The following is a 17420-nucleotide window of genomic DNA, read 5'->3' as shown; positions in this document are numbered from 1 at the left end:
TCCGTGCTGACACGTCGACGATCACCGATCACGGCAGCACGCACACCGGGCGGTCGAGGCCGGGCCCGAGGGACCCCCAGGCCTTGCCGACCTCGCGGACGCGGGCACAGGTGTATTCGAGGATGCCGCCGATCGCGCCGGACCGGGACGGGGTGGCGATCCGGGACACCTCGATCTGGATCCGCTTCCGGACCGGCGTGGTGCTCTCTGAGCAGCTCGGCTGGCAGTCGTTGCTCAGCGTCTGGCCGTACGCCGTCGCGACGTTCTCGCCCCAGTGCGTCCACTTCAGCTTGTTGAAGACCAGGTTAGAGCCGACGTACATCGCACTCGGCTGGGCGTACGGGCCGTGGCCCATCCCGTAGAAGTCGATGCTCCCGGAGAGGAGGTCGGTGTGGACGCACACCCGCTTCTGGGACGGGTCGAGGCAGATCTCGTCGGGCTTCCCGGCGTCGACCTTGCGGCCGTAGCGGGACCAGTCGAAGAGCCTGACCGCCTTGGCGAGCTGGTGGCCCTCCCACTGATGGCCGGCCTCGTTCGGGTGGAAGGCGGTCATGATGCGCCCGTGATGGGGGCCGCGGGAGACGATGTCGTGGAGGCCGTTGATCCACTCGTCCGGGCTGCAGAGGTTGTGCCCCTCGAACCCGGAGGCGACGTTGACGAACTCGACGTCCCTGAGCGGTGCCGTCGCGGCCCGGATGGTGGCGTTGAGCCGATCGCCCACACGCCGCAGCATCCTGACGTCGGCAGCGCGTACGAGAGCGCACCTCGCCATCGCCCGCTCCGGCTGGGTCCATCGCGCGGGGTCCTCGAAGAGGCTCGGATAGCCCAGCACCGCGAGGTGGCCGCCGGGGGCGAGGAGCTGGCGCGTGATCGTCCCGTAGGTGTTGATCAGCCGGTTCTTCAGCCGCGCGACCCGGGCGTTCAGCTGCTGCTCGGTGAAGGGGCAGCCGATCTTCTCCCGGGGGAACCAGGTGTACGTCTTCTTGATGCAGCCCTGGAGGACGTCGGCGAACCCGATGTCGTTGCCGCCGATGGTCAGCGTGATCAGGCCGTACTTCCTCCCCTGCCGCACCGCGCGGGCGATCTGCTCGGGGAGGTCCTCGCTCGCGGTGACGCTCCGGCTTTGCGCACCGGAGCAGGCCAGGAACTGCACGTTCCCCGGGCCGGTGTAGTCGTGCAGCAACGGGTCCCGCGCGGCCACGAACGCGTAGGCGCTGGGCGAGCGGGCGCACCTGGTCCCGTCGTGGTCCTGCAGCCCTTCGCCCGACGAGTACGAGTCCCCGAGCGCCAGGACCGCGAACTTCTTCGCCGGCGGGGCGTAGCTCGATGATGCTCCCGAGGTCGGTGTCACGAAGAGCGTCACGGAGAGTGTTGCGGCGAGCGTCGCGAGGACGATCAGCGCCACCAGCAACGCCGGCCGGGTCGTCCTCCGCACTGTCGGTCGCATCGCTCAGCCCTGTGTGCGCAACGTGTCCCGGCGCTTGTCGAAGTCCGCGGCGCTCTGCTGGGCGATCCGCGCCAGCCGACGCGCCTTGCCGGCGTCACCGTCCGAACAGGCCCGGATCGCCTCCTGCATCGCCGACATCTCGTTGGTGAGATGCCTGCTGAGTACTCCGTCCGGCAGACCCTGCAGGAGCCGGATCAACCTGCCCGGCGGGAAGCGGCGGTTCATCGAGCGGGCCAGCTGCTCACACCCGTCCGCGAGCGCGGCCCGATCGATCCGGTCCGGGAACGTCGCCGCCGACGCCGACAGGTCGACCAGCAGCTTCCCCTCGCCCGCGAGATACGCGTCGGTCGCGGCCGCCGCGGCCGAGGATGACGCGGCACCGCTGGGCTTCCGCGGTGGTGGTGAGCCGTTGCCCGTGTCGCCGCATCCGGCCAGCAGAAGCGCCATCGCGACTGCCACGAGCACCATCTGGTGTCCCCGCATGGGGGCCACTTCCCGAGTGGAGAGGAACCTATGAATCTTCGGACAAAGTAAAAACGTTCCACACCCCGTCTGCACGTGTCAACGGAGCTAGTTCGAACGAAGTCGTGGTCGCTCGGGCACCGCTGGCGCCCTGTCCACAGGGCCGTCCTGCGTTCAGGCGACGACGGGTGGCAAACCCCCTAGCCTGCAAACGTGCAATGCCTCATCCACCCATTTCTGGCGGCAGACTCAAGTAGTTCTGCGACTGCGGTCCAGTGGAGCGCGATCGCGACCGCGTTCGGTGCCGTGATCGCACTGGGGGTGGGAGTGCTGACTGTCATCCTCCGCAAGAAGGCGGACGACCGAGCTGAATGGTGGCGGCGCGCTCAGTGGGCCATCGATCATGCTGTCAGCGACAAACCTGTCGAGGTGGAGGCCGGGCTGGGCGTGCTCCTTGAGCTGATAGAGAGCAAACTGGCTGAAGCAGAGGAGTTGACGATGCTCCGAGAGGTCGTCCAAATCATCGTCGAGTCGTTGGAGGTGGTCCCCGATGCCGACCCAGCATGATCGACGCCTGGAACTCGCCACACGGGTGCTCCATCGCATCGATGAGCGCCTCCGCCAGTACGGAGTAGATCCCGAGAGTTCGCGGCGCGACCGTTCCATGGCGCACACGCCCAGAAGCGCCTACGGGGCGTACGCGGCCGAACCTGACCACTCGATCGCGGAGTTCAATGCGGCGCTCGCAAGCAGAATTGTGGGCGTCCGCCTCCCCGAGCTCGAGCGTTGGACCAGATCCGGTCTCGTAACCCCGTCGGCATCGAACAACACCGAGCCATCGGCGGAGCGGCTGTACTCGTTCCGGGACTTGTTGGTCGCCAAAGTCACCCAACGTCTGCTCGACGCAGGCATCTCTTCAGAGCAAATCAAGCCGGCCGTTGAGCACCTGCGACAACGCGGCACGGACGACCTCACGCGCGTCACGTTGATGTCCGACGGCGTCAGCGTCTACGAGGTGACATCAACAGACGAGGTCATTGACTTGCTGCACGGCGGATCAGGAGTATTCGCGATCGCGATAGGTGGCGTCTGGCGCGAACTCGAAGGCCAGATCGCTGAACAGACCAGCGCTTGATATCCCTTCGATCTCGGGCTGACGATCTCATCTGGCGACCGGTCCGCCGAGGTGGCGTACGAAGAACCGCGCGGAGTCGTCGACCGCGAACGGCGGCACCTGGCTGTGCCGGCCCGGGTGGACGTGGAGCATCTTCTCCTCCGAGGCGAGCGCGTCGTACAGCTCAAGGCCGGGCTCGCGCGGGATCTCCTCGTCATCCCACGGGAGCAGCAGCTCGATCGGGACGGTGATCTTCCGCGCCGCCTCGAGGAGGGCGTCGTACACGAAGACCCCGGCGAGCGACGCCGCGGCGACCCGCGGCTCGACCGCCGTCAGGAGCAGCCCGGTCGCGGTGCCGAGCGTCGAGCCCCCGACGCCGACCCGCGCGTCGGCACCGATCCCGGGCAGCGCCTGGAGGGCGTCCAGGGTCGCCTGCCACTCGGGTACGGCGCGCTCGGCCAGCGAGCCGTTGAACTCGGCGATGATCGGGCCAAGCGGCTCGCCGGCCTTCCGCGCCGCGAAGAGCGCGGCGACCCACCGCTTGTCCTCCTCGCTGCGCGGCCGGTCGCCGTGGCCGGGCGCGTCGATGGCGGCGACGCTGAAGCCGTACGCGGTGACGAAGTGGCGTGCGCGGGCCAGGATCCCCGGCGCCCGCTTGTGCAGGCCGCCGCTGTGGCCCAGGAGCACCAGCGGCGCCCCTTCGGAGCCGGACTCGGGCGTCCACAGGACGCCGGGGATCTCGCCGAGGGTGAAGCCGCGCTCGAGGACGCCGTCGTACGACGTCTCGGTGGTGAAGCTCAGAGGTTGCATGGTGTTGCCTTTCGGAGTGCCGTCTCGGCGCTCCCTGCAACTCCTACGTCAGCTGCCCGACCGTGATGACGAGGGGAGCACCCACATCGATCCAACGTTCATGGGACTCAGCTCCTCGTACGGCGTCACGGTCGCCCGCGCAGGTTAAGCCCGGCAGGCGGGCGCGACCAACAGGTTTTCCTCCGCTCTGGGGGTATCGCCGCTGGCGACCGGCGCTCTTCGATAGCCAGACAGTGCGACTTTCGTGGAGGCCCCGTGAAGCCTGCTGCAGCTGTGGTCCTCCTCGTCGTCCTCGCGCTCCTGGTCACCGGATGTGGCGGGCACGACTCCCATCGGTCGGTCTGCGAGCGCGTGGACGGGCCGGAGCACGACAACGGGCCCGTGGAGTGGGACGGGCACTCGTTCGGCTTCGACTGGACCTGGAGGATGCAGGGACGCCGGGACTCGAGCTCGTTCCCCATCCAGACGTCCGCACCCGTCATCCTCGACGACGTCACGGTCATCCCGCCCAAGGACACCGTCCACCTGAGCACCATCAAGCTCGACGCGAGCTTCATCTCCGACACCGAAATCGGGATGGGCGTCCGTCCGGGCAACGACCCCGGACTCGAGCCGCTGGCCTGCGCGCGCGTCGAGAAGAACACCGAGGACACCGCGCCGGTGCTGGTGGTCAGGATCAGCCGCACACCTAAGACCGAGCAGCACGGCCGGCTCTGGTCCGCCAACGGCGGCCTCGCCCTGCACTACCGCACCCTCGACGGCACGCCGTACGTCGCGTGGTTCGCCTTCCAGATCGTCTGGGGCAACACCCGGCACTCGGGCAGCAACTACGGCAAGTACGTGAACGGGTGAATCGGCCACAGGACCGCTCCCCCTTCGGTTGTGACGGGACGCTTGCCCGTCCCTACGGCCAGTCCAGACCGGGACCCTCGAAGGACCCTTGGGCGCCAATAGCCAAAATCGGGGATCGCGTTGCATTCGCCCGACCGGGTCGGCGCCCCGCATCACGATTGGACGCATGACCCGAACGATCCGCCGCATGCGCCGCAGGTTGAGGTGCCATCGCAAGTACGGCCGCGGCCGCTGCCCGCACCTCGAACGGCACTGAACCCGCAGCACATCAGCCCCGCGCCTCCTCCTGGTGGCACGGGGCTCGTGCCGCTCTCAGGGGCTCGAGACCAACATCAGCGACGCACATCAACGCTCCGCCACCAGATCACCTCGGACCGATCGCTTGAGGATCCAACTCGATGGCGACGCCCCAGAGTTGGTGGTCAGGATCAGCCGCACGCCGAAGACCGAGAAGGACGGCCAGGTCTGGTCCACCCTGCGCTGCCACACCCTCGATGGCACGCCGTACGTCGTCGTGCACGACGATCAGTCGCCACCGACCGGAGGATCTTGGTCTGCGATGCGGAACCCCTTCTCTGAGCACCACCTCGTGGGCGCGGCCACGTGGCACGGCCGGAGAGGCCGAGATGTCGCACTCGTGGCTTGCGCACATAACCGGGTCCGTGACGACCGTGATTCACCGAATCGCGTGCACATCAATAGCCGAGCGCTTTACCTTTGCCGAATGATCAAGTATGTCGCTGCGACGGCTGCTGTCGTCGCCGGGCTCTCGGGGTGCGGCGGAAGCGAGACCTCGGATGTCACCGAGACTCAGACCTCGACGGCATCGCCAAGCGAAGACAACTCCAGCGCGACGACCGAGCAAGGCACCATCATCCAGTCCGGGTTTGGACAACAAGACCAGTACGCCTGGGTGATGGCGCTGGTCCAAAACAACGCCGACCACGCTGGACAGACGGTGATCGTCAACTTCAACCTCAAAGACGACACCGGGAAGCTCGTGGGCAGCGGCTCACAGACCGCGGCCTTCAACTGGCCCGACCAGAAACTGCCTGTCGCGACACAGGTCGACCTGGGCTCGCATGTCAAGGCCACGAGTGTGGAGGCAACGGTGCTGGTCAAGGACGACGGGACGTTCGAGGACCAAGTCACTGACAGTTGGGGCGGACCCATCAAGGGCGACATCTACAAGTCTGAATACGGCTCTTGGGGAGCGAAGTTCACCGTGAAGAACCCAACGTCCGATCCCCTGACGAGTCCTCAGTTCGAGGTCATCTGCCACGGTCCAGGCGGGAAGATCGTCGGTGGCGGAGAGAGTTACCCCGACCTCATCCCTCCATCGGGAGAGACGCTCGTCAATCTGGACAGCTTGTACACCGACCATCAGCCCCACGACTGCGACGGCTATCTGCATCCCTGGATGTAGGCGCCAGCCGTCAGTGCGTCGATCACTCGCCGGGTCAGGCCACCTCAGGTCAGCCGATCCTTCAAGTCGGCAAAGGTCTTGACCTCAGGTGTCGAGTCGGCGACCTGCGACCACTTCGACCCGTACCGAAACCTGGTCCGCTGCACATTCCCCGGCGGTGAGGTGACCGCGATAAGAAGCGCCTCCATCTCACGGATCACGAGCTTGTCTTCGGCTTCAATACTGGGCCAGGCCTCGTGTTTGAGCACCCCGTCTGGATACATCTCAGTCTCCGAAGGGCTGTCGAATGCGAACCACGAGAACCGCGACCAGTACCACTGGTGATCATCGACCGTGTGGTCCCTAAGCCGGCCGCCGATCCCTTCGGCTCCAGAGGCCAAGCCGACGTAATAGATCCCGGTGTCCCCGTAGAGCGCGTACACACCGCGAGCGCGTCGGAAGTCAGCAATCTGTAGGTTGCCACGGTTGAGACCTTGCCTGCCCAGTAACCGCCAGCCATGCCCATTCCACTTCACGAGGCCGCGATCCCAAAACGTGCCGTATGCGCCTACAAGCACTTCAACCCCAATCCGAACTTGATAACAACTGCACAGCGGCGGGCGCCGGCGGTTGCGCCCCGTGAGCGGACTCAATCAATGATTGTCTCTATCGCCTCGAAGACCGCGTCCACCGATGCAGAGTCCGAGGCTACGTCGGCGAGATAGAGCGACGGATACTTCTTCCAGGCTGAAGCCCGCGCATCGCCGATCTTGGACTTCATCGAGGCGATCCGCTCGAGCTTGCTCGCCGCCTCATCGATGCGCGCGGGCCCGGTGCGGGTGACGATGTCGCCGAAGTAGAAGACGAGGTAGGCCCGGGTGGTAGGGCTGTCTGTATTGGCGTTCAGGACCCAGACTCCCGTGGGGCGGCCATCGATGCGATACCAGCCTCCGACCCCGGGTGTGACCCCATGCCCCCACGAGAGTTGGGTGCCCCGCTGGTCGACGTGCGCGAAGAGTCTCTCGATAAGCCTCATCTCGGCCACCGAGCATCGCGTCTTCGCCGCGGCCACGAAGGAGTCACGGTTCCAAGGTTGCCCTTGCGCGGACAACTTGGTCTGCGCAGCGGTCGTCGTACGACCGACGACGCTGGGCACGTAGGCAACGTGATCCCCGGCCCGGAACTGTCGTAGCTCCACTCCCAGTACCTCGGCGGGGTTCATCTGCTCGTTGAGAAACTCGATGATGCGAACGAGCTCGGCGGGAAGGCTGTCCGCGGCGAAGATCATGCGGATCCGCCCCTGCCGGAGATTGGCCTCCACTTCTTGCCAGAACTCCTCCGCGTCCGTGCCCGGCCGGAACTCGGCCAGGAGCTCGTCGACGGACTTGGACTCGGCCGTGGCCCGGCTCGCCAGGGACTCACGCAACAGGTCCAGCGGCCAGTACACGACCGCGTTGGCGGCGTAGTCCAGCATCTGGCCCACAACTTCACGGCGTATGCGGGTGTCCGAAGCTCGCTTCACCTCGACCAGCACTGGAACGCCCTCGTCATCGATGAAAAGGTGATCGAGGCTGAAGACGTTCGCAGCGCTGCTGGCGCTGGGCACCCCCATCTCGCGTCTGACCAACAGGAGCCGTGACTCACCATCGCCGCTCGTCGTCGGCCCGGCGATCACCTCAGGATGGCCGGCTAGCGCTTCCTGCAGGACCGCCTCGGAGTCGTACGGCGTCTGACTGAGCAGTTCGAGACTCTCTCCAACCTTGAGAAAGATGCCGTCTGCTGACACTCCTGCCTCCTGAACCCCGCTCGCGCCAACGTAGCCCCAAAGCGCGCCCCGCCGCACCGCTCATCGGACTAGGAGTGCGCCAGGCGCGCGAGGATCGCATTCTCCTCAGGCCGTACGACGACTGGGTTACCCATGATCGGATTGCGCAGCAGCTCCATCTGGGCGAGAGCGGGTTCGGCTTGCAGCTCACGACGGGTGCATCTCAACGCGATCTCCCCGAGCAAGATCCCGACCTTGAGGCTGGGCCTGCCGCGGTCACTCTCGTCGACCCAGTGCTCGTCCGCCTTCGCAGCGAATGGCCTGCGGGTGACCTTCCCCACGGCGTAGATGCCAGGAACCGGATCCTTCTGCGAGCCGCCGACATACAGATAGACGCGCTGGCCGGGCTCCATCAGATCTGTGCGATACGTCGGGTTCACCACCCAGTCATCGTCGAACGACGGCTGCCCGATCAGCCCTTGAACGGCGTACATCTTGGGATTGCCTTTGAGGATCCACGCACCGATGTCTGCAAGCGTGAGTTGCATTGGCCCATCCCTCCCGATGTGCCCGAGGTGACCGCTTGACGCGGCTGCACGTCCGCCAACCATCGTGCGCCGATGGACGGCGAGAGGCGAGCCAGTTTCGTGAATCGGCCGCAAGGTTGCCTGGGCGCGGGCCACACTCATGGTCGTGTACGACGACCCGCTCGACCCGCTGAACCCGATTGCCCCGGCCTACTGGTCCGACTGGGTCTGCCCGGACTGCGCCGAGGACGGCGACAACGCCGACCTCGTCGGAGGCAGGTGCCCGAACTGCGGCGCCGAGGTCGACCGGATCACCGGCTGATCGCGTCGCGACCTCCGGGGGTCCGATCAGGTCAGCGGCCGATCGTCAGTCGTGCCCGACGTTCCAGTACTTCGCGACGACCCGGCCTTGGCGGTAGTCGATGTTCGTCCAGCACCAGAACTTCATGATGTCGTACGTGACGGTGCGGGTCCCGTTGTAGGCCCAGCTGTCCCGCCCGGGATACCCGACAATCTGGCGCACCTTCGTGCGCGTCATGCCGCGCTTGATCCGTCGGAACTCGCCCCAGGACATCGTGGTCTTGTAGGTCTTGCGGCGTACGACGAGATGATGGGTCCGGACGGTCGTCTGCTTCCCGCACGTCACCGTCGTCTTCGAGGTGTAGGCGCCAGGGACAACCCGCGGGAAGTACATTCCCGGGTACGCGCCGGTCCAGCTGAAGCGCTTGGTCGCTCCGGTCTTGTTGTTGCGGATCGTCCAGTCGACGTGAGGCTCGATATTGGCGTTGGTGCACTCGACGTACGGCGACATGATGCCGCCCTTGCCCTTGATCGGCGCACGCTCGGCCTGCGGCTTCATGATGGTGGCCGTAGAGCCCGCGGCCTCCGCGGGCGAGACCTCGATTCCGGCAACGAGCAGCGCGCCCAGAGCCAACGCCGCGAAGATTCGAGACAGAGGCCGTCGGAGCCTCCGGATGATGTGCATTGGTTGTCCCCCCTGCGCCGGTGCGGCGCCCGCATGCGAAGCATCAACAGGATAGGTCCGGTAGCGGCGGTTCACCGGCTCTTCGCGCGATTCGCCGGCCCCGTCCGCGAAGGGCCGAAGGAAACGCGCGATTACCCCATCGGACCGTGCACCATCAGAGGCGAACGTCCCTGACTGACGTCCCTCGGCAAGAAGGGACGGCGCCTCACCCAGTCGCGCGCTGCTTCGAGCCCGCCTCGTAGTTGCGGTCAGTGAGGTAACTGTGCAAGTAGTCATCGGCTAGCAGCCGTGGAATCTGGTGCCGATGCTGTGGCGATGGATCGAACAGGAGGGCCTTCGCGCCGTTCACGGTCGACACCGGGATGTTGTAGTCAGGATAGGTCTCGACGAACTCCACGAGCCTCTGCGTTGTCAGATGGTCTGCGTAAGCGGGGTCGCTCTCAATCAAGCGGGCAACGTACGCCATCTTGGCTCGCAAAGTCGGGTCATTCATCACGGCCGTTTCAAGCCCATCGAAGCCATCGATCTCTACCTTCGCAGTGACCGCAACAAGGGTCCGCTGTGCTAGCTCCCGCGCCTTCGCGTCGGCGTGCAGCTTGGTTTGGATCAAAGTCACGGTCGTGAAGTAGGCAAAGCCGCCACAGGTAAAGGCATCGAACCGCGGCTCATAAAAGAGAATGTCGCCCTCCACGGGGCGATAGATACCATCCCGTGGTATGAGTGTGATGCCCTTCGCTCTGCGCGTCGCGATGCCAGGACCTTTGAACCGATACGCCACAATTCGGGTGTCTTTGACGCCCAACGCGTGTGCCATCGCCACCACCGAGTCACCTCCCTCATCCTCGGAAACGTCCCCGAGTCGAACGCTCGTATCGAGCACAGCAAGCTCTGGGATCTGATCGAGATCCTCGACGAGGACCTGCGAGGTACTGGTCTGGTATGACGGGTCATAGGCGAGGAATTGCTTCGCCGTGAGAGCCTCCACGCTCTTGCGCACGTCCTGGACGACTCCGACCGACATCTCGTTAGTGACATCGAACCTCGTCACTTGGGAGTCCGCGAGCGCCTCACCCCGCACGACGAAATTTTCCAACGCGTCGCTCTCAACGCCCAGCGCGTCGACGAGTACCTCCCGAGCGTCACCCGCTGGCACGGTCATCTCCTCAATTGAACGGCTACGTCCTGTCCAACGTAGCGACACACAATCGATCCTCGCTGCGGAATGTGCCTTTCACGTGTGAGTAACATAGTCACGGTTCCGTTGTCAGCGGTCACCTCGTAGAGCCGAAAGCCGACAACGGCGAGTGTTGGATTCAAGTGGTAGAGCCCGGCACGAACGTAAATGAACGCGACCAGCGCCACGAGGGCAGACGACACCGCAAGCGTCGACACTTCCTCGCGACCGAAGATGGCGATGACCGTCGGCGCAACATAGTTGGACGTGAACGCTAGGACGCGATCGTCTGCCCTGCGCACGACTGTGGTACTCACCGTACGGGTCTGGATCTTGGACACCGCGTGGAGAACAAGGCTGAGCAAGAGGACCGCCGCGATACACAACGCCACAACAATCCAGCCAACGCAACCAAGCTGCTTGATCCGAAGTAGCGCGAGCATCGCGACCATCGGCGCGAACGCCGAAGCCAGCAAGCCAAGGCCCACGATCCGCGTCACGGCTTGACTCTAAGCGGGTCCACCGACAACGACTTCGCCGATACGGAGCGGCCGCGCACGCCCTTGACGCACGCGTGGTACTCACCCAGCCTCGCGCAGCGAGCCGTGCTGCTCCCGGAACCACTGGACGGTGGAAGCCAGCCCTTCACGCAGGCTGATGGCCGCCTCCCAGCCGAGCGAGCGAAGCGTGGAGACATCGAGCAGCTTCTGCGGAGTCCCGTCGGGCTTAGAGGTGTCCCACTCCGTCGAGCCCTCATAGCCGATCGCCTCGGCGACGAGCGCGGCGATCTCGCGGACCGTGGCGTCACGTCCGGTGCCGACGTTGACCTGCTGCGGGCCGTCGTAGTTCTCCAGCAGGTGGAGACACGCAGACGCCATGTCGTCGACGTGGAGGAACTCCCGGCGAGGCGTGCCAGTCCCCCAATTGGTCACCGAAGACAAGCCAGCTGCCTTCGCCTCGTCGTACCGGCGGATCATGGCGGGCAGGACGTGGGAGCCGGTGGGGGAGAAGTTGTCGCCCGGGCCGTAGAGGTTGGTCGGCATGGCTGAGATCCACGGCTTGCCGTACTGACGCCGGACGGCCTGGACCTGGAGGATGCCGGCGATCTTGGCGATCGCGTAGGCGTCGTTGGTCTCCTCGAGGTGGCCGGTGAGCAGGGAGTCCTCACGGATCGGCTGCGGGGCGTACTTGGGGTAGATGCACGACGAGCCGAGGAAGAGCAGGCGCTCGGTGCCGAACTCCAGTGCCGCATCCATGACGTTGGTCTGGATGCGGAGGTTCTCGGAGAGGAAGTCGACCGGGTAGGTGCTGTTGGCGAGGATGCCGCCGACCTTCGCGGCCGCGAGGACGAGGTAGCTCGGCTTCTCGGTCGACATGAAGTCGAAGACGGCGTTTCGGTCGCGCAGGTCGAGCTCGGCGGAGCTGCGGCCGAGCAGGTTGGTGTGGCCCCGCTGCTCCAGCGCCCGCCAGATGGCGCCCCCGACCAGGCCGCGGTGGCCTGCGACGTAGAAGGGGGCGTCCTTCTCGAGCGTGTAGCGGAAGGTCACTTGATCCAGCCCTCGAGGTTGACCTGGTCGATCCACGGCCGCCCCTCGCACTCGAGCGCCTCGATGTCGGCGTCGACCATGATCCGGGCGAGCTCGTCGGGCTGGACGATGGCCTTCCAGCCGAGCTTCTCGTGCGCCTTCGAGGCGTCGGCGATCAGCGCGTCGACCTCGGTCGGGCGCAGGTAGCGCTCGTCGAAGCGGACGTGCTTCTCCCAGTCGAGGCCGGCGTGCTCGAAGGCGGTGACGAGGAAGTCGCGGACGGTGTACGGCGTACCCGTGCCGAGCACGAAGTCGTCCGGCTCGTCGGCCTGGAGCATCCGCCACATGCCCTCGACGTACTCCGGGGCGTAGCCCCAGTCGCGGGTCGCGTCGAGGTTGCCCATATAGACGTGCTGCTGGACGCCGGCCTTGATCCGCGCGACGGCGCGGGTGATCTTGCGGGTCACGAAGGTCTCGCCACGGCGCGGGGACTCGTGGTTGAAGAGGATCCCGTTGACGGCGAACATGTCGTACGCCTCCCGGTAGTTCTTGGTCACCCAGTAGGCGTAGACCTTGGCGGCGCCGTACGGCGAGCGCGGGTAGAACGGGGTGAGCTCGCTCTGCGGCGGCGGGGTCGCGCCGAACATCTCCGAGCTCGAGGCCTGGTAGTAGCGGCACTTCACGCCGCTCATCCGCACCGCCTCGAGCAGGCGGATGGCGCCGATGCCGGTGGTGTTGCCGGTGTGCTCGGGCTCGTCGAACGAGACGCGCACGTGCGACTGCGCGGCGAGGTTGTAGACCTCGTCCGGGTCGATCTCGTGCAGCAGCGTCACCAGGCGCGCGCCGTCCGAGAGGTCGCCGTAGTGGAGGAAGAGCTTCGCCTGCGGATCGTGCGGGTCGACGTAGAGGTGGTCGATCCGGCTGGTGTTGAAGGTGGAGGCGCGCCGGATGAGCCCGTGCACCTCGTAGCCCTTGTTGAGCAGAAGCTCGGCGAGGTACGAGCCGTCCTGGCCCGTGATGCCGGCGATCAGCGCCTTCTTCGTCATGCATTCGCTCCCATCGAGAAAGTCAGCGGGAGCGTAGGTCGACCGGAGGTCCGCTGTTCACTAAATCGGCCAATTTGGGGCCGGTGCAGACCGGTACGCCTCTCCGGTTTAGACCACTATGTTTCGACTCGTGCAGATTTAACCAAAGCACCTCCCTAGGCGGCACTCTCCAGTTAGCGTCTCGGCGGCGAACGCGTACCCAATTGGGAGGAACATTGAGCACAGTTGCGTCCGACAATCAGGGGACTCCTTCCTACCTTGTCTGCAGCGTCCCGATCGCTGGCCTGACCGCGCTGGGCGCCGCACAGACGATCGTCGCTGCGGCCATGGTTTCGACCCCGCTCGAGGTCCATCTCTGCAACGCCTACACCCTTTCCCTCGTGGACGGCGACGACGAGCTTCGCGCCTCGCTGCAGCGCGCCCACCTCAACCTCCCAGATGGGACGCCCGTCGCCTGGCTCGGCAGGTCTGCCGGCACAACCGGGCCGGTACGGGGCCCTGGGCTTGTTGGGGATGTCGCGAAGCTCGGCGTCCCCGCTGGGCTCCGTCACTACTACTTCGGCGGGAAGGAGGGCGTTGCCGCGCGAATGGCGGAGCGTCTGGCCGAACACGCCCCGGGCCTTCAAGTCGCTGGCACCGAATGTCCGCCATTTCATGCCTTGACTGACGAGGATCTAGATGAGGTCGCCGACCGGATCCGGCGGTCTAATGCCACGATCGTTTGGGTTGGCCTCGGGACTCCACGCCAGGACTATGTCGTCCCTCGTCTCGCTCAGCGCCTCAACATGCCCATAATTCCGGTCGGAGCCGCATTCGATTTCTGGTCCGGCGACGTGGCAGAAGCGCCAAAGTGGCTACACGGAACGGGCCTTGAGTGGATCCACCGCCTTCTATCGGAACCGCGCCGGCTTGCCAGACGTTACCTTTTCGGCAATCCACGCTTTCTTTCCTCGGCAGCACGGCACTGGATCCAGGGTTGGTTGCGCTCGTCTGGCCGACGCTAGATACATTCAGGGACCGACTGCGGGCATTCTGGCAAGGGCCCCCGCTACGAGTGGCCCCACCTGACGCGCCTCTGCCACCACATCTTCCAGTCGGCTTGCGAGCCTCGTCGTGACAGCACCGTAATCGCCCAAGAGACGCTCCGCGGATGAGACGAGCCCCTCCTCACTGATATTCGATATGTCACAGACGAATTCGGAGAGGCCGAGTTGATCCCCCATCACGCCGTGGGTCTTGAACTCATAGGCGATAGGTAGCACTGGAGTGCCTGCATTGACCGCAAGGATCGCAGCATGCAAACGCGTGCATACTGCTAGGTCGTACTCGGCGTAGCGGCGCTGCAGCTCCCCCGCCTCGTACATGCGGCGGTCGACTGATACTGACTGCTGGACACTTGGAGGAAGGTCTTCAACGATTTGGCACGCGATCTGACTGTCATCCGCCCAATACCCAGGTAATCCTTGGCAGGTCGACAAGAACGTCACCTTCGCACCGAAGCGCTCGATCAGGACGATCACAAGTCGCCTTATCGCCGCGTTGTAGCGCGCCTGCGTTGCGCCGTCGGCGCTGCCGAACTGTCCAAGTGGGCGGGCACTGATCACTACACGGAATCCAGTGACGGGGCGCTCGGATTCGCGTAGCCTCTTGGCTGCATCCGTCTCGGCGAGCGTGAAGACGACATCAGGGATCACGCGCACGTTTTCCATCGAACATCCGATGTCATCGAGATGCTGCCTCGAGGTCTCGTCGCGAACAAGTGCGACTGCCGCGCGATCGACGACGCGCCGCATCCTCCGTCGGGTCAGCCCACTCGTAAAGGGCCCCAGGCTCTGCGGCAGCAGCACGTACGGCACATGAAGGGCGGCCGCGATCTCCAGCTCCAGGAGCTTCGGCGTCACTCCATACTGCTCGATGAGCGTGGTTCCCCCGGTGTACGCGATCAGCCGACTCGCGCGGATAGCCTCGATCGCTAGCCGCTCGCGCGCGGGCAGCGGCAAGTGCCTCGACCGGGCCGCTGCGATGACGTACTGGCGGTGCAGCGACCTAGCCCAGTCCGAGATTGGAGCGAGCCGCTGAGTTCGCAGCCTTGGATGCAGAACTGGTCGTCGCTGTTCGATGCACGGAAAACGACGGCGGGCCACCTCCGGGTGCATGTCCAGCATCAGCGGCTCAAGTTCAGGAAGTACCTCCGCGAGTGCCTCCGATTGCGCATGCATGATTGCAGCGTCGCCACCGTTGGACACAACAGTCCCGCAATACAACAACCTTGCCGTCACGGTCAGGAAGTTTATGCCCCTAGCAGTTCCGATGTCTCAGGAATCAACGGATTTGTTCGGCCCGCACTCTCTCCGGCCACGCTCGCTCGGGAAGAGCGGTTGCCATCGCAGCGTGAGGATCTGCCGTCGGGCGAGATGTGCGCTCTAGATAGCGCCCCTAATAGCAGCGTTGATTGCGTCCATCGTTCCTTGTAGCCAAATCTCAGGAGATAACCGCTCAATATAGCGCTGTCTACACGCCGCCCTCAACATCTCCGACGGCGCGGATATCTCCGACAAAGCTGTCGCAAGCGGCTCAACTTCCCCAGCGGGAACGGTTACAACACACGGCGAGAGCCCCGCGAATTCCGAAAGCCCGCCGGCATCAGAGGATATAACCGGAGTACCGACTGCGAGGGACTCCACGACTACTCGCCCAAACGGCTCAGCCCAGACCGATGGGACCACAACCGCCGACGCACCCGCAATTAGTGACGCTACTCGCTCATGATCTTGCAGACCTAGAAAAGTCACAGCAAGAGACTTCTCACGGCACGCTCGACGTGCCTCGGTGGTTGGATCTCCAATAACCGTCACCCTCGGAGCCTTGGCCCCAAGGCGTTCAAGTGCTGCGAGAAGCAAGTAGAATCCCTTATCCTCGGTCGGACGTCCGACGAAAAGGATCTGTCTATCGACCTTGGGACTGCGCGAGATCTCCCGTTGTCCCAGCCAAACAAGGTTTGGCCTGACCGTTATTTGACGAGGATCGAATCCTTCCGCTACCAGGGAGCCTCTGACAAATGAGGAAACAGCGATCAGATGCATCTTCTCGTCGAGACTTCGCATCATTACTCGGTCAAGCAACTGCGTGCAGGCGACCACCGCAGAAGCGGAACTGGAACCCTCATAGCACCCACGCAGGACTCCAGGAAGTTTCAGCGTGTGTCCGACGCAGCGACTACACGACTCCCCACCCGTCCGAAGGTTCGCCGACAAGCAACTCTTGCGATAGTTCCTGATAACCGCGACTACTGGGATCCCCGCGGACTTGAGGGGTCGGTACACGCTCGGCGATAAGGCTGGAAACGTATTGTTCACATAGGCAACGTCTGGGCGACTGCGACGAAGTTCCTCGCGAACCCGGTCCGCGACGGCACGACTGTAAACGGTGGAGTGCGCCTGGGCCAGTCGCGTCTTGCGGGCCAAATCAGCGTTGCGCTCACGCACGTCAATGACATCGTGTCCGAGAGCTGTCAAGTAGTTAACCTCGGTCTGATGGCTAACATCCTCACCTCCCAACGTCCGATAATTCGCGTGAAGCGCAAGTATCTTCAAATTCGTGTCCCCTCAAACCCGACTTGATATCGCTGATCTTCTGGTGCCCCACGCGGAGGCGTCCGCGACCCACCGGCGCACGCGTGGTGAAGGCAACGACAGCGCCCAGGGCAAAGACTTGATAACCGAACGGCGACTCCATGATTACTCCTGCCAAACCCGTCAGCACCAGTCCAGCCATTATCCCAGCGCCAAGACCGTCGCCATCGCGGCGTCTACCAACCAGAGCAGCTAGGAGCACCCCACCAAGGCCAAGAGTGATCAGAGCCATACCCGCCAGTCCATACAGGGCAAGCCACGTAAACATAAAGCTATGCGCCTGTCGTACATCTACGTTTCCCGATAGAAACGGAAGCGCGCCGCTGTCGACGACAAAGTCCGATCCCACGCCGCCGCCAAGCCAGTGCCTAGATCCATCTGCCTGCGACCAGTGCCAAATCAAGCGCCACGCCGCCAAGCGTGAATTCCATGTGTCGCCGGCCCGCAACTGTTCCGCAGACGTCGATGGAAACAGACGCACAACACCCGCCGCCCATTGGGGGACCGACGCACCACCAATGACCGCAAACAGTAAGACTGCGCCGGCTGCGGAGAGGCCGGAGGTCAGGGCGACTCCGACCCCTCGACGAGCAAGCACGCCCGAGCGGACCAAGCAGAGCCCAATGGCGACGCTGCCACCGATTAGTCCTCCGCGGCTGCCTTGGCCGAGCATGG

The 17420-nt window shown here is 64.6% G+C and carries 19 protein-coding genes; 6 read left to right on the top strand and 13 right to left on the bottom strand.

The genetic code is table 11. The annotated features are described in order from the left end of the window. Positions 1-28: 28 nt before the first annotated feature. Complete coding sequence (locus tag ABLE53_RS08910; protein WP_348858460.1) at positions 29-1435, bottom strand: SGNH/GDSL hydrolase family protein; 1407 nt, start codon at positions 1433-1435, stop codon at positions 29-31. A 15-nt stretch (positions 1436-1450) separates the two neighbouring features. Beyond that, positions 1451-1930, bottom strand: coding sequence for a hypothetical protein (locus tag ABLE53_RS08905; protein ID WP_348858459.1), 480 nt, complete (start codon positions 1928-1930; stop codon positions 1451-1453). Positions 1931-2122: 192 nt separating this feature from the next. Between ABLE53_RS08905 and ABLE53_RS08900 the strand changes: the two genes are divergently transcribed. Together ABLE53_RS08900 and ABLE53_RS08895 are read left to right on the top strand one after the other, a co-directional pair. Next, complete coding sequence (locus tag ABLE53_RS08900) at positions 2123-2476, top strand: hypothetical protein (RefSeq protein ID WP_348858458.1); 354 nt, start codon at positions 2123-2125, stop codon at positions 2474-2476. Then, positions 2460-3044 (top strand): MerR family transcriptional regulator, encoded by a 585-nt coding sequence (locus ABLE53_RS08895; protein ID WP_425474853.1) that lies wholly within the window; start codon positions 2460-2462, stop codon positions 3042-3044. Before ABLE53_RS08900 ends, ABLE53_RS08895 begins: the two co-directional genes overlap by 17 nt. 27 nt (positions 3045-3071) lie before the next feature. Here ABLE53_RS08895 and ABLE53_RS08890 read toward each other — a convergent pair whose 3' ends face one another. Beyond that, positions 3072-3833: a dienelactone hydrolase family protein gene (locus ABLE53_RS08890; RefSeq protein ID WP_348858457.1), complete on the bottom strand. Its 762-nt coding sequence runs from the start codon at positions 3831-3833 to the stop codon at positions 3072-3074. A 255-nt stretch (positions 3834-4088) separates the two neighbouring features. On the opposite strand from ABLE53_RS08890, the gene ABLE53_RS08885 reads away from it, so the two are divergent. Together ABLE53_RS08885 and ABLE53_RS08880 are read left to right on the top strand one after the other, a co-directional pair. Beyond that, positions 4089-4685: a hypothetical protein gene (locus ABLE53_RS08885; protein WP_348858456.1), complete on the top strand. Its 597-nt coding sequence runs from the start codon at positions 4089-4091 to the stop codon at positions 4683-4685. Between the two features lie 724 nt (positions 4686-5409). After that, the gene (locus tag ABLE53_RS08880) at positions 5410-6111 is read left to right on the top strand and encodes a hypothetical protein (RefSeq protein ID WP_348858455.1); all 702 of its coding nucleotides are present in this window, start codon (positions 5410-5412) and stop codon (positions 6109-6111) included. Between the two features lie 44 nt (positions 6112-6155). Here the strand turns inward: ABLE53_RS08880 and ABLE53_RS08875 are convergent, their stop codons facing one another. The 3 genes from ABLE53_RS08875 to ABLE53_RS08865 form a co-directional block, all read right to left on the bottom strand. After that, positions 6156-6533 (bottom strand): GIY-YIG nuclease family protein, encoded by a 378-nt coding sequence (locus ABLE53_RS08875; RefSeq protein ID WP_348858454.1) that lies wholly within the window; start codon positions 6531-6533, stop codon positions 6156-6158. Positions 6534-6739: 206 nt separating this feature from the next. Beyond that, positions 6740-7876, bottom strand: coding sequence for a hypothetical protein (locus ABLE53_RS08870; RefSeq protein WP_348858453.1), 1137 nt, complete (start codon positions 7874-7876; stop codon positions 6740-6742). A 68-nt stretch (positions 7877-7944) separates the two neighbouring features. Then, positions 7945-8403, bottom strand: coding sequence for an EVE domain-containing protein (locus tag ABLE53_RS08865; RefSeq protein WP_348858452.1), 459 nt, complete (start codon positions 8401-8403; stop codon positions 7945-7947). Positions 8404-8548: 145 nt separating this feature from the next. Between ABLE53_RS08865 and ABLE53_RS08860 the strand changes: the two genes are divergently transcribed. Continuing rightward, entirely contained in the window at positions 8549-8704 is a 156-nt protein-coding gene (locus ABLE53_RS08860; protein ID WP_348858451.1) for a hypothetical protein, read from the top strand. Between the two features lie 45 nt (positions 8705-8749). Here the strand turns inward: ABLE53_RS08860 and ABLE53_RS08855 are convergent, their stop codons facing one another. The 5 genes from ABLE53_RS08855 to gmd all read right to left on the bottom strand — a co-directional run bounded on the left by ABLE53_RS08855 (position 8750) and on the right by gmd (position 13113). Beyond that, the gene (locus ABLE53_RS08855) at positions 8750-9241 is read right to left on the bottom strand and encodes a hypothetical protein (RefSeq protein ID WP_348858449.1); all 492 of its coding nucleotides are present in this window, start codon (positions 9239-9241) and stop codon (positions 8750-8752) included. A 331-nt stretch (positions 9242-9572) separates the two neighbouring features. Beyond that, the gene (locus ABLE53_RS08850; RefSeq protein WP_348858447.1) at positions 9573-10526 is read right to left on the bottom strand and encodes a hypothetical protein; all 954 of its coding nucleotides are present in this window, start codon (positions 10524-10526) and stop codon (positions 9573-9575) included. Continuing rightward, entirely contained in the window at positions 10523-11041 is a 519-nt protein-coding gene (locus ABLE53_RS08845) for a hypothetical protein (protein WP_348858446.1), read from the bottom strand. The genes ABLE53_RS08850 and ABLE53_RS08845 overlap by 4 nt, the downstream gene beginning before the upstream one ends. 81 nt (positions 11042-11122) lie before the next feature. After that, positions 11123-12088 carry a GDP-L-fucose synthase family protein gene (locus ABLE53_RS08840; RefSeq protein WP_348858445.1) on the bottom strand — a complete coding sequence of 322 codons (966 nt, stop codon included), beginning with the start codon at positions 12086-12088 and terminating at the stop codon, positions 11123-11125. Then, a complete protein-coding gene (gene gmd / locus ABLE53_RS08835; RefSeq protein ID WP_348858444.1) occupies positions 12085-13113 on the bottom strand; it encodes a GDP-mannose 4,6-dehydratase in 1029 nt (342 codons plus the stop codon). The genes ABLE53_RS08840 and gmd overlap by 4 nt, the downstream gene beginning before the upstream one ends. 326 nt (positions 13114-13439) lie before the next feature. On the opposite strand from gmd, the gene ABLE53_RS24815 reads away from it, so the two are divergent. Continuing rightward, positions 13440-14117: a WecB/TagA/CpsF family glycosyltransferase gene (locus tag ABLE53_RS24815; RefSeq protein WP_425474863.1), complete on the top strand. Its 678-nt coding sequence runs from the start codon at positions 13440-13442 to the stop codon at positions 14115-14117. Positions 14118-14123: 6 nt separating this feature from the next. Here ABLE53_RS24815 and ABLE53_RS08830 read toward each other — a convergent pair whose 3' ends face one another. Both ABLE53_RS08830 and ABLE53_RS24810 read right to left on the bottom strand, forming a co-directional pair. Next, positions 14124-15392, bottom strand: a complete 1269-nt coding sequence (locus tag ABLE53_RS08830; protein ID WP_348858443.1) for a polysaccharide pyruvyl transferase family protein — start codon at positions 15390-15392, stop codon at positions 14124-14126. Between the two features lie 144 nt (positions 15393-15536). Continuing rightward, positions 15537-16196, bottom strand: a complete 660-nt coding sequence (locus ABLE53_RS24810; protein ID WP_425474862.1) for a glycosyltransferase family 4 protein — start codon at positions 16194-16196, stop codon at positions 15537-15539. Positions 16197-17420: the final 1224 nt, after the last annotated feature.

The sequence above is a fragment of the Nocardioides asiaticus genome (genome assembly GCF_040049175.1).
Taxonomy (GTDB): domain Bacteria; phylum Actinomycetota; class Actinomycetes; order Propionibacteriales; family Nocardioidaceae; genus Nocardioides; species Nocardioides cheoyonin.
The sequence above is the reverse complement of the archived record's forward strand: the minus strand, read 5'-3'. Positions and strand labels throughout refer to the sequence as shown.

Excerpts from the sequence above, each read along its gene's own strand:
- ABLE53_RS08905 (WP_348858459.1), bottom strand. The coding sequence starts at position 1,930 with ATGCGGGGACACCAGATGGTGCTCGTGGCAGTCGCGATGGCGCTTCTG.
- ABLE53_RS08895 (WP_425474853.1), top strand. The coding sequence starts at position 2,460 with ATGCCGACCCAGCATGATCGACGCCTGGAACTCGCCACACGGGTGCTC.
- ABLE53_RS08890 (WP_348858457.1), bottom strand. The coding sequence starts at position 3,833 with ATGCAACCTCTGAGCTTCACCACCGAGACGTCGTACGACGGCGTCCTC.
- ABLE53_RS08880 (WP_348858455.1), top strand. The coding sequence starts at position 5,410 with ATGATCAAGTATGTCGCTGCGACGGCTGCTGTCGTCGCCGGGCTCTCG.
- ABLE53_RS08865 (WP_348858452.1), bottom strand. The coding sequence starts at position 8,403 with ATGCAACTCACGCTTGCAGACATCGGTGCGTGGATCCTCAAAGGCAAT.
- ABLE53_RS08855 (WP_348858449.1), bottom strand. The coding sequence starts at position 9,241 with ATGAAGCCGCAGGCCGAGCGTGCGCCGATCAAGGGCAAGGGCGGCATC.
- ABLE53_RS08850 (WP_348858447.1), bottom strand. The coding sequence starts at position 10,526 with ATGACCGTGCCAGCGGGTGACGCTCGGGAGGTACTCGTCGACGCGCTG.
- gmd (WP_348858444.1), bottom strand. The coding sequence starts at position 13,113 with ATGACGAAGAAGGCGCTGATCGCCGGCATCACGGGCCAGGACGGCTCG.
- ABLE53_RS24815 (WP_425474863.1), top strand. The coding sequence starts at position 13,440 with ATGGTTTCGACCCCGCTCGAGGTCCATCTCTGCAACGCCTACACCCTT.
- ABLE53_RS24810 (WP_425474862.1), bottom strand. The coding sequence starts at position 16,196 with ATGCATCTGATCGCTGTTTCCTCATTTGTCAGAGGCTCCCTGGTAGCG.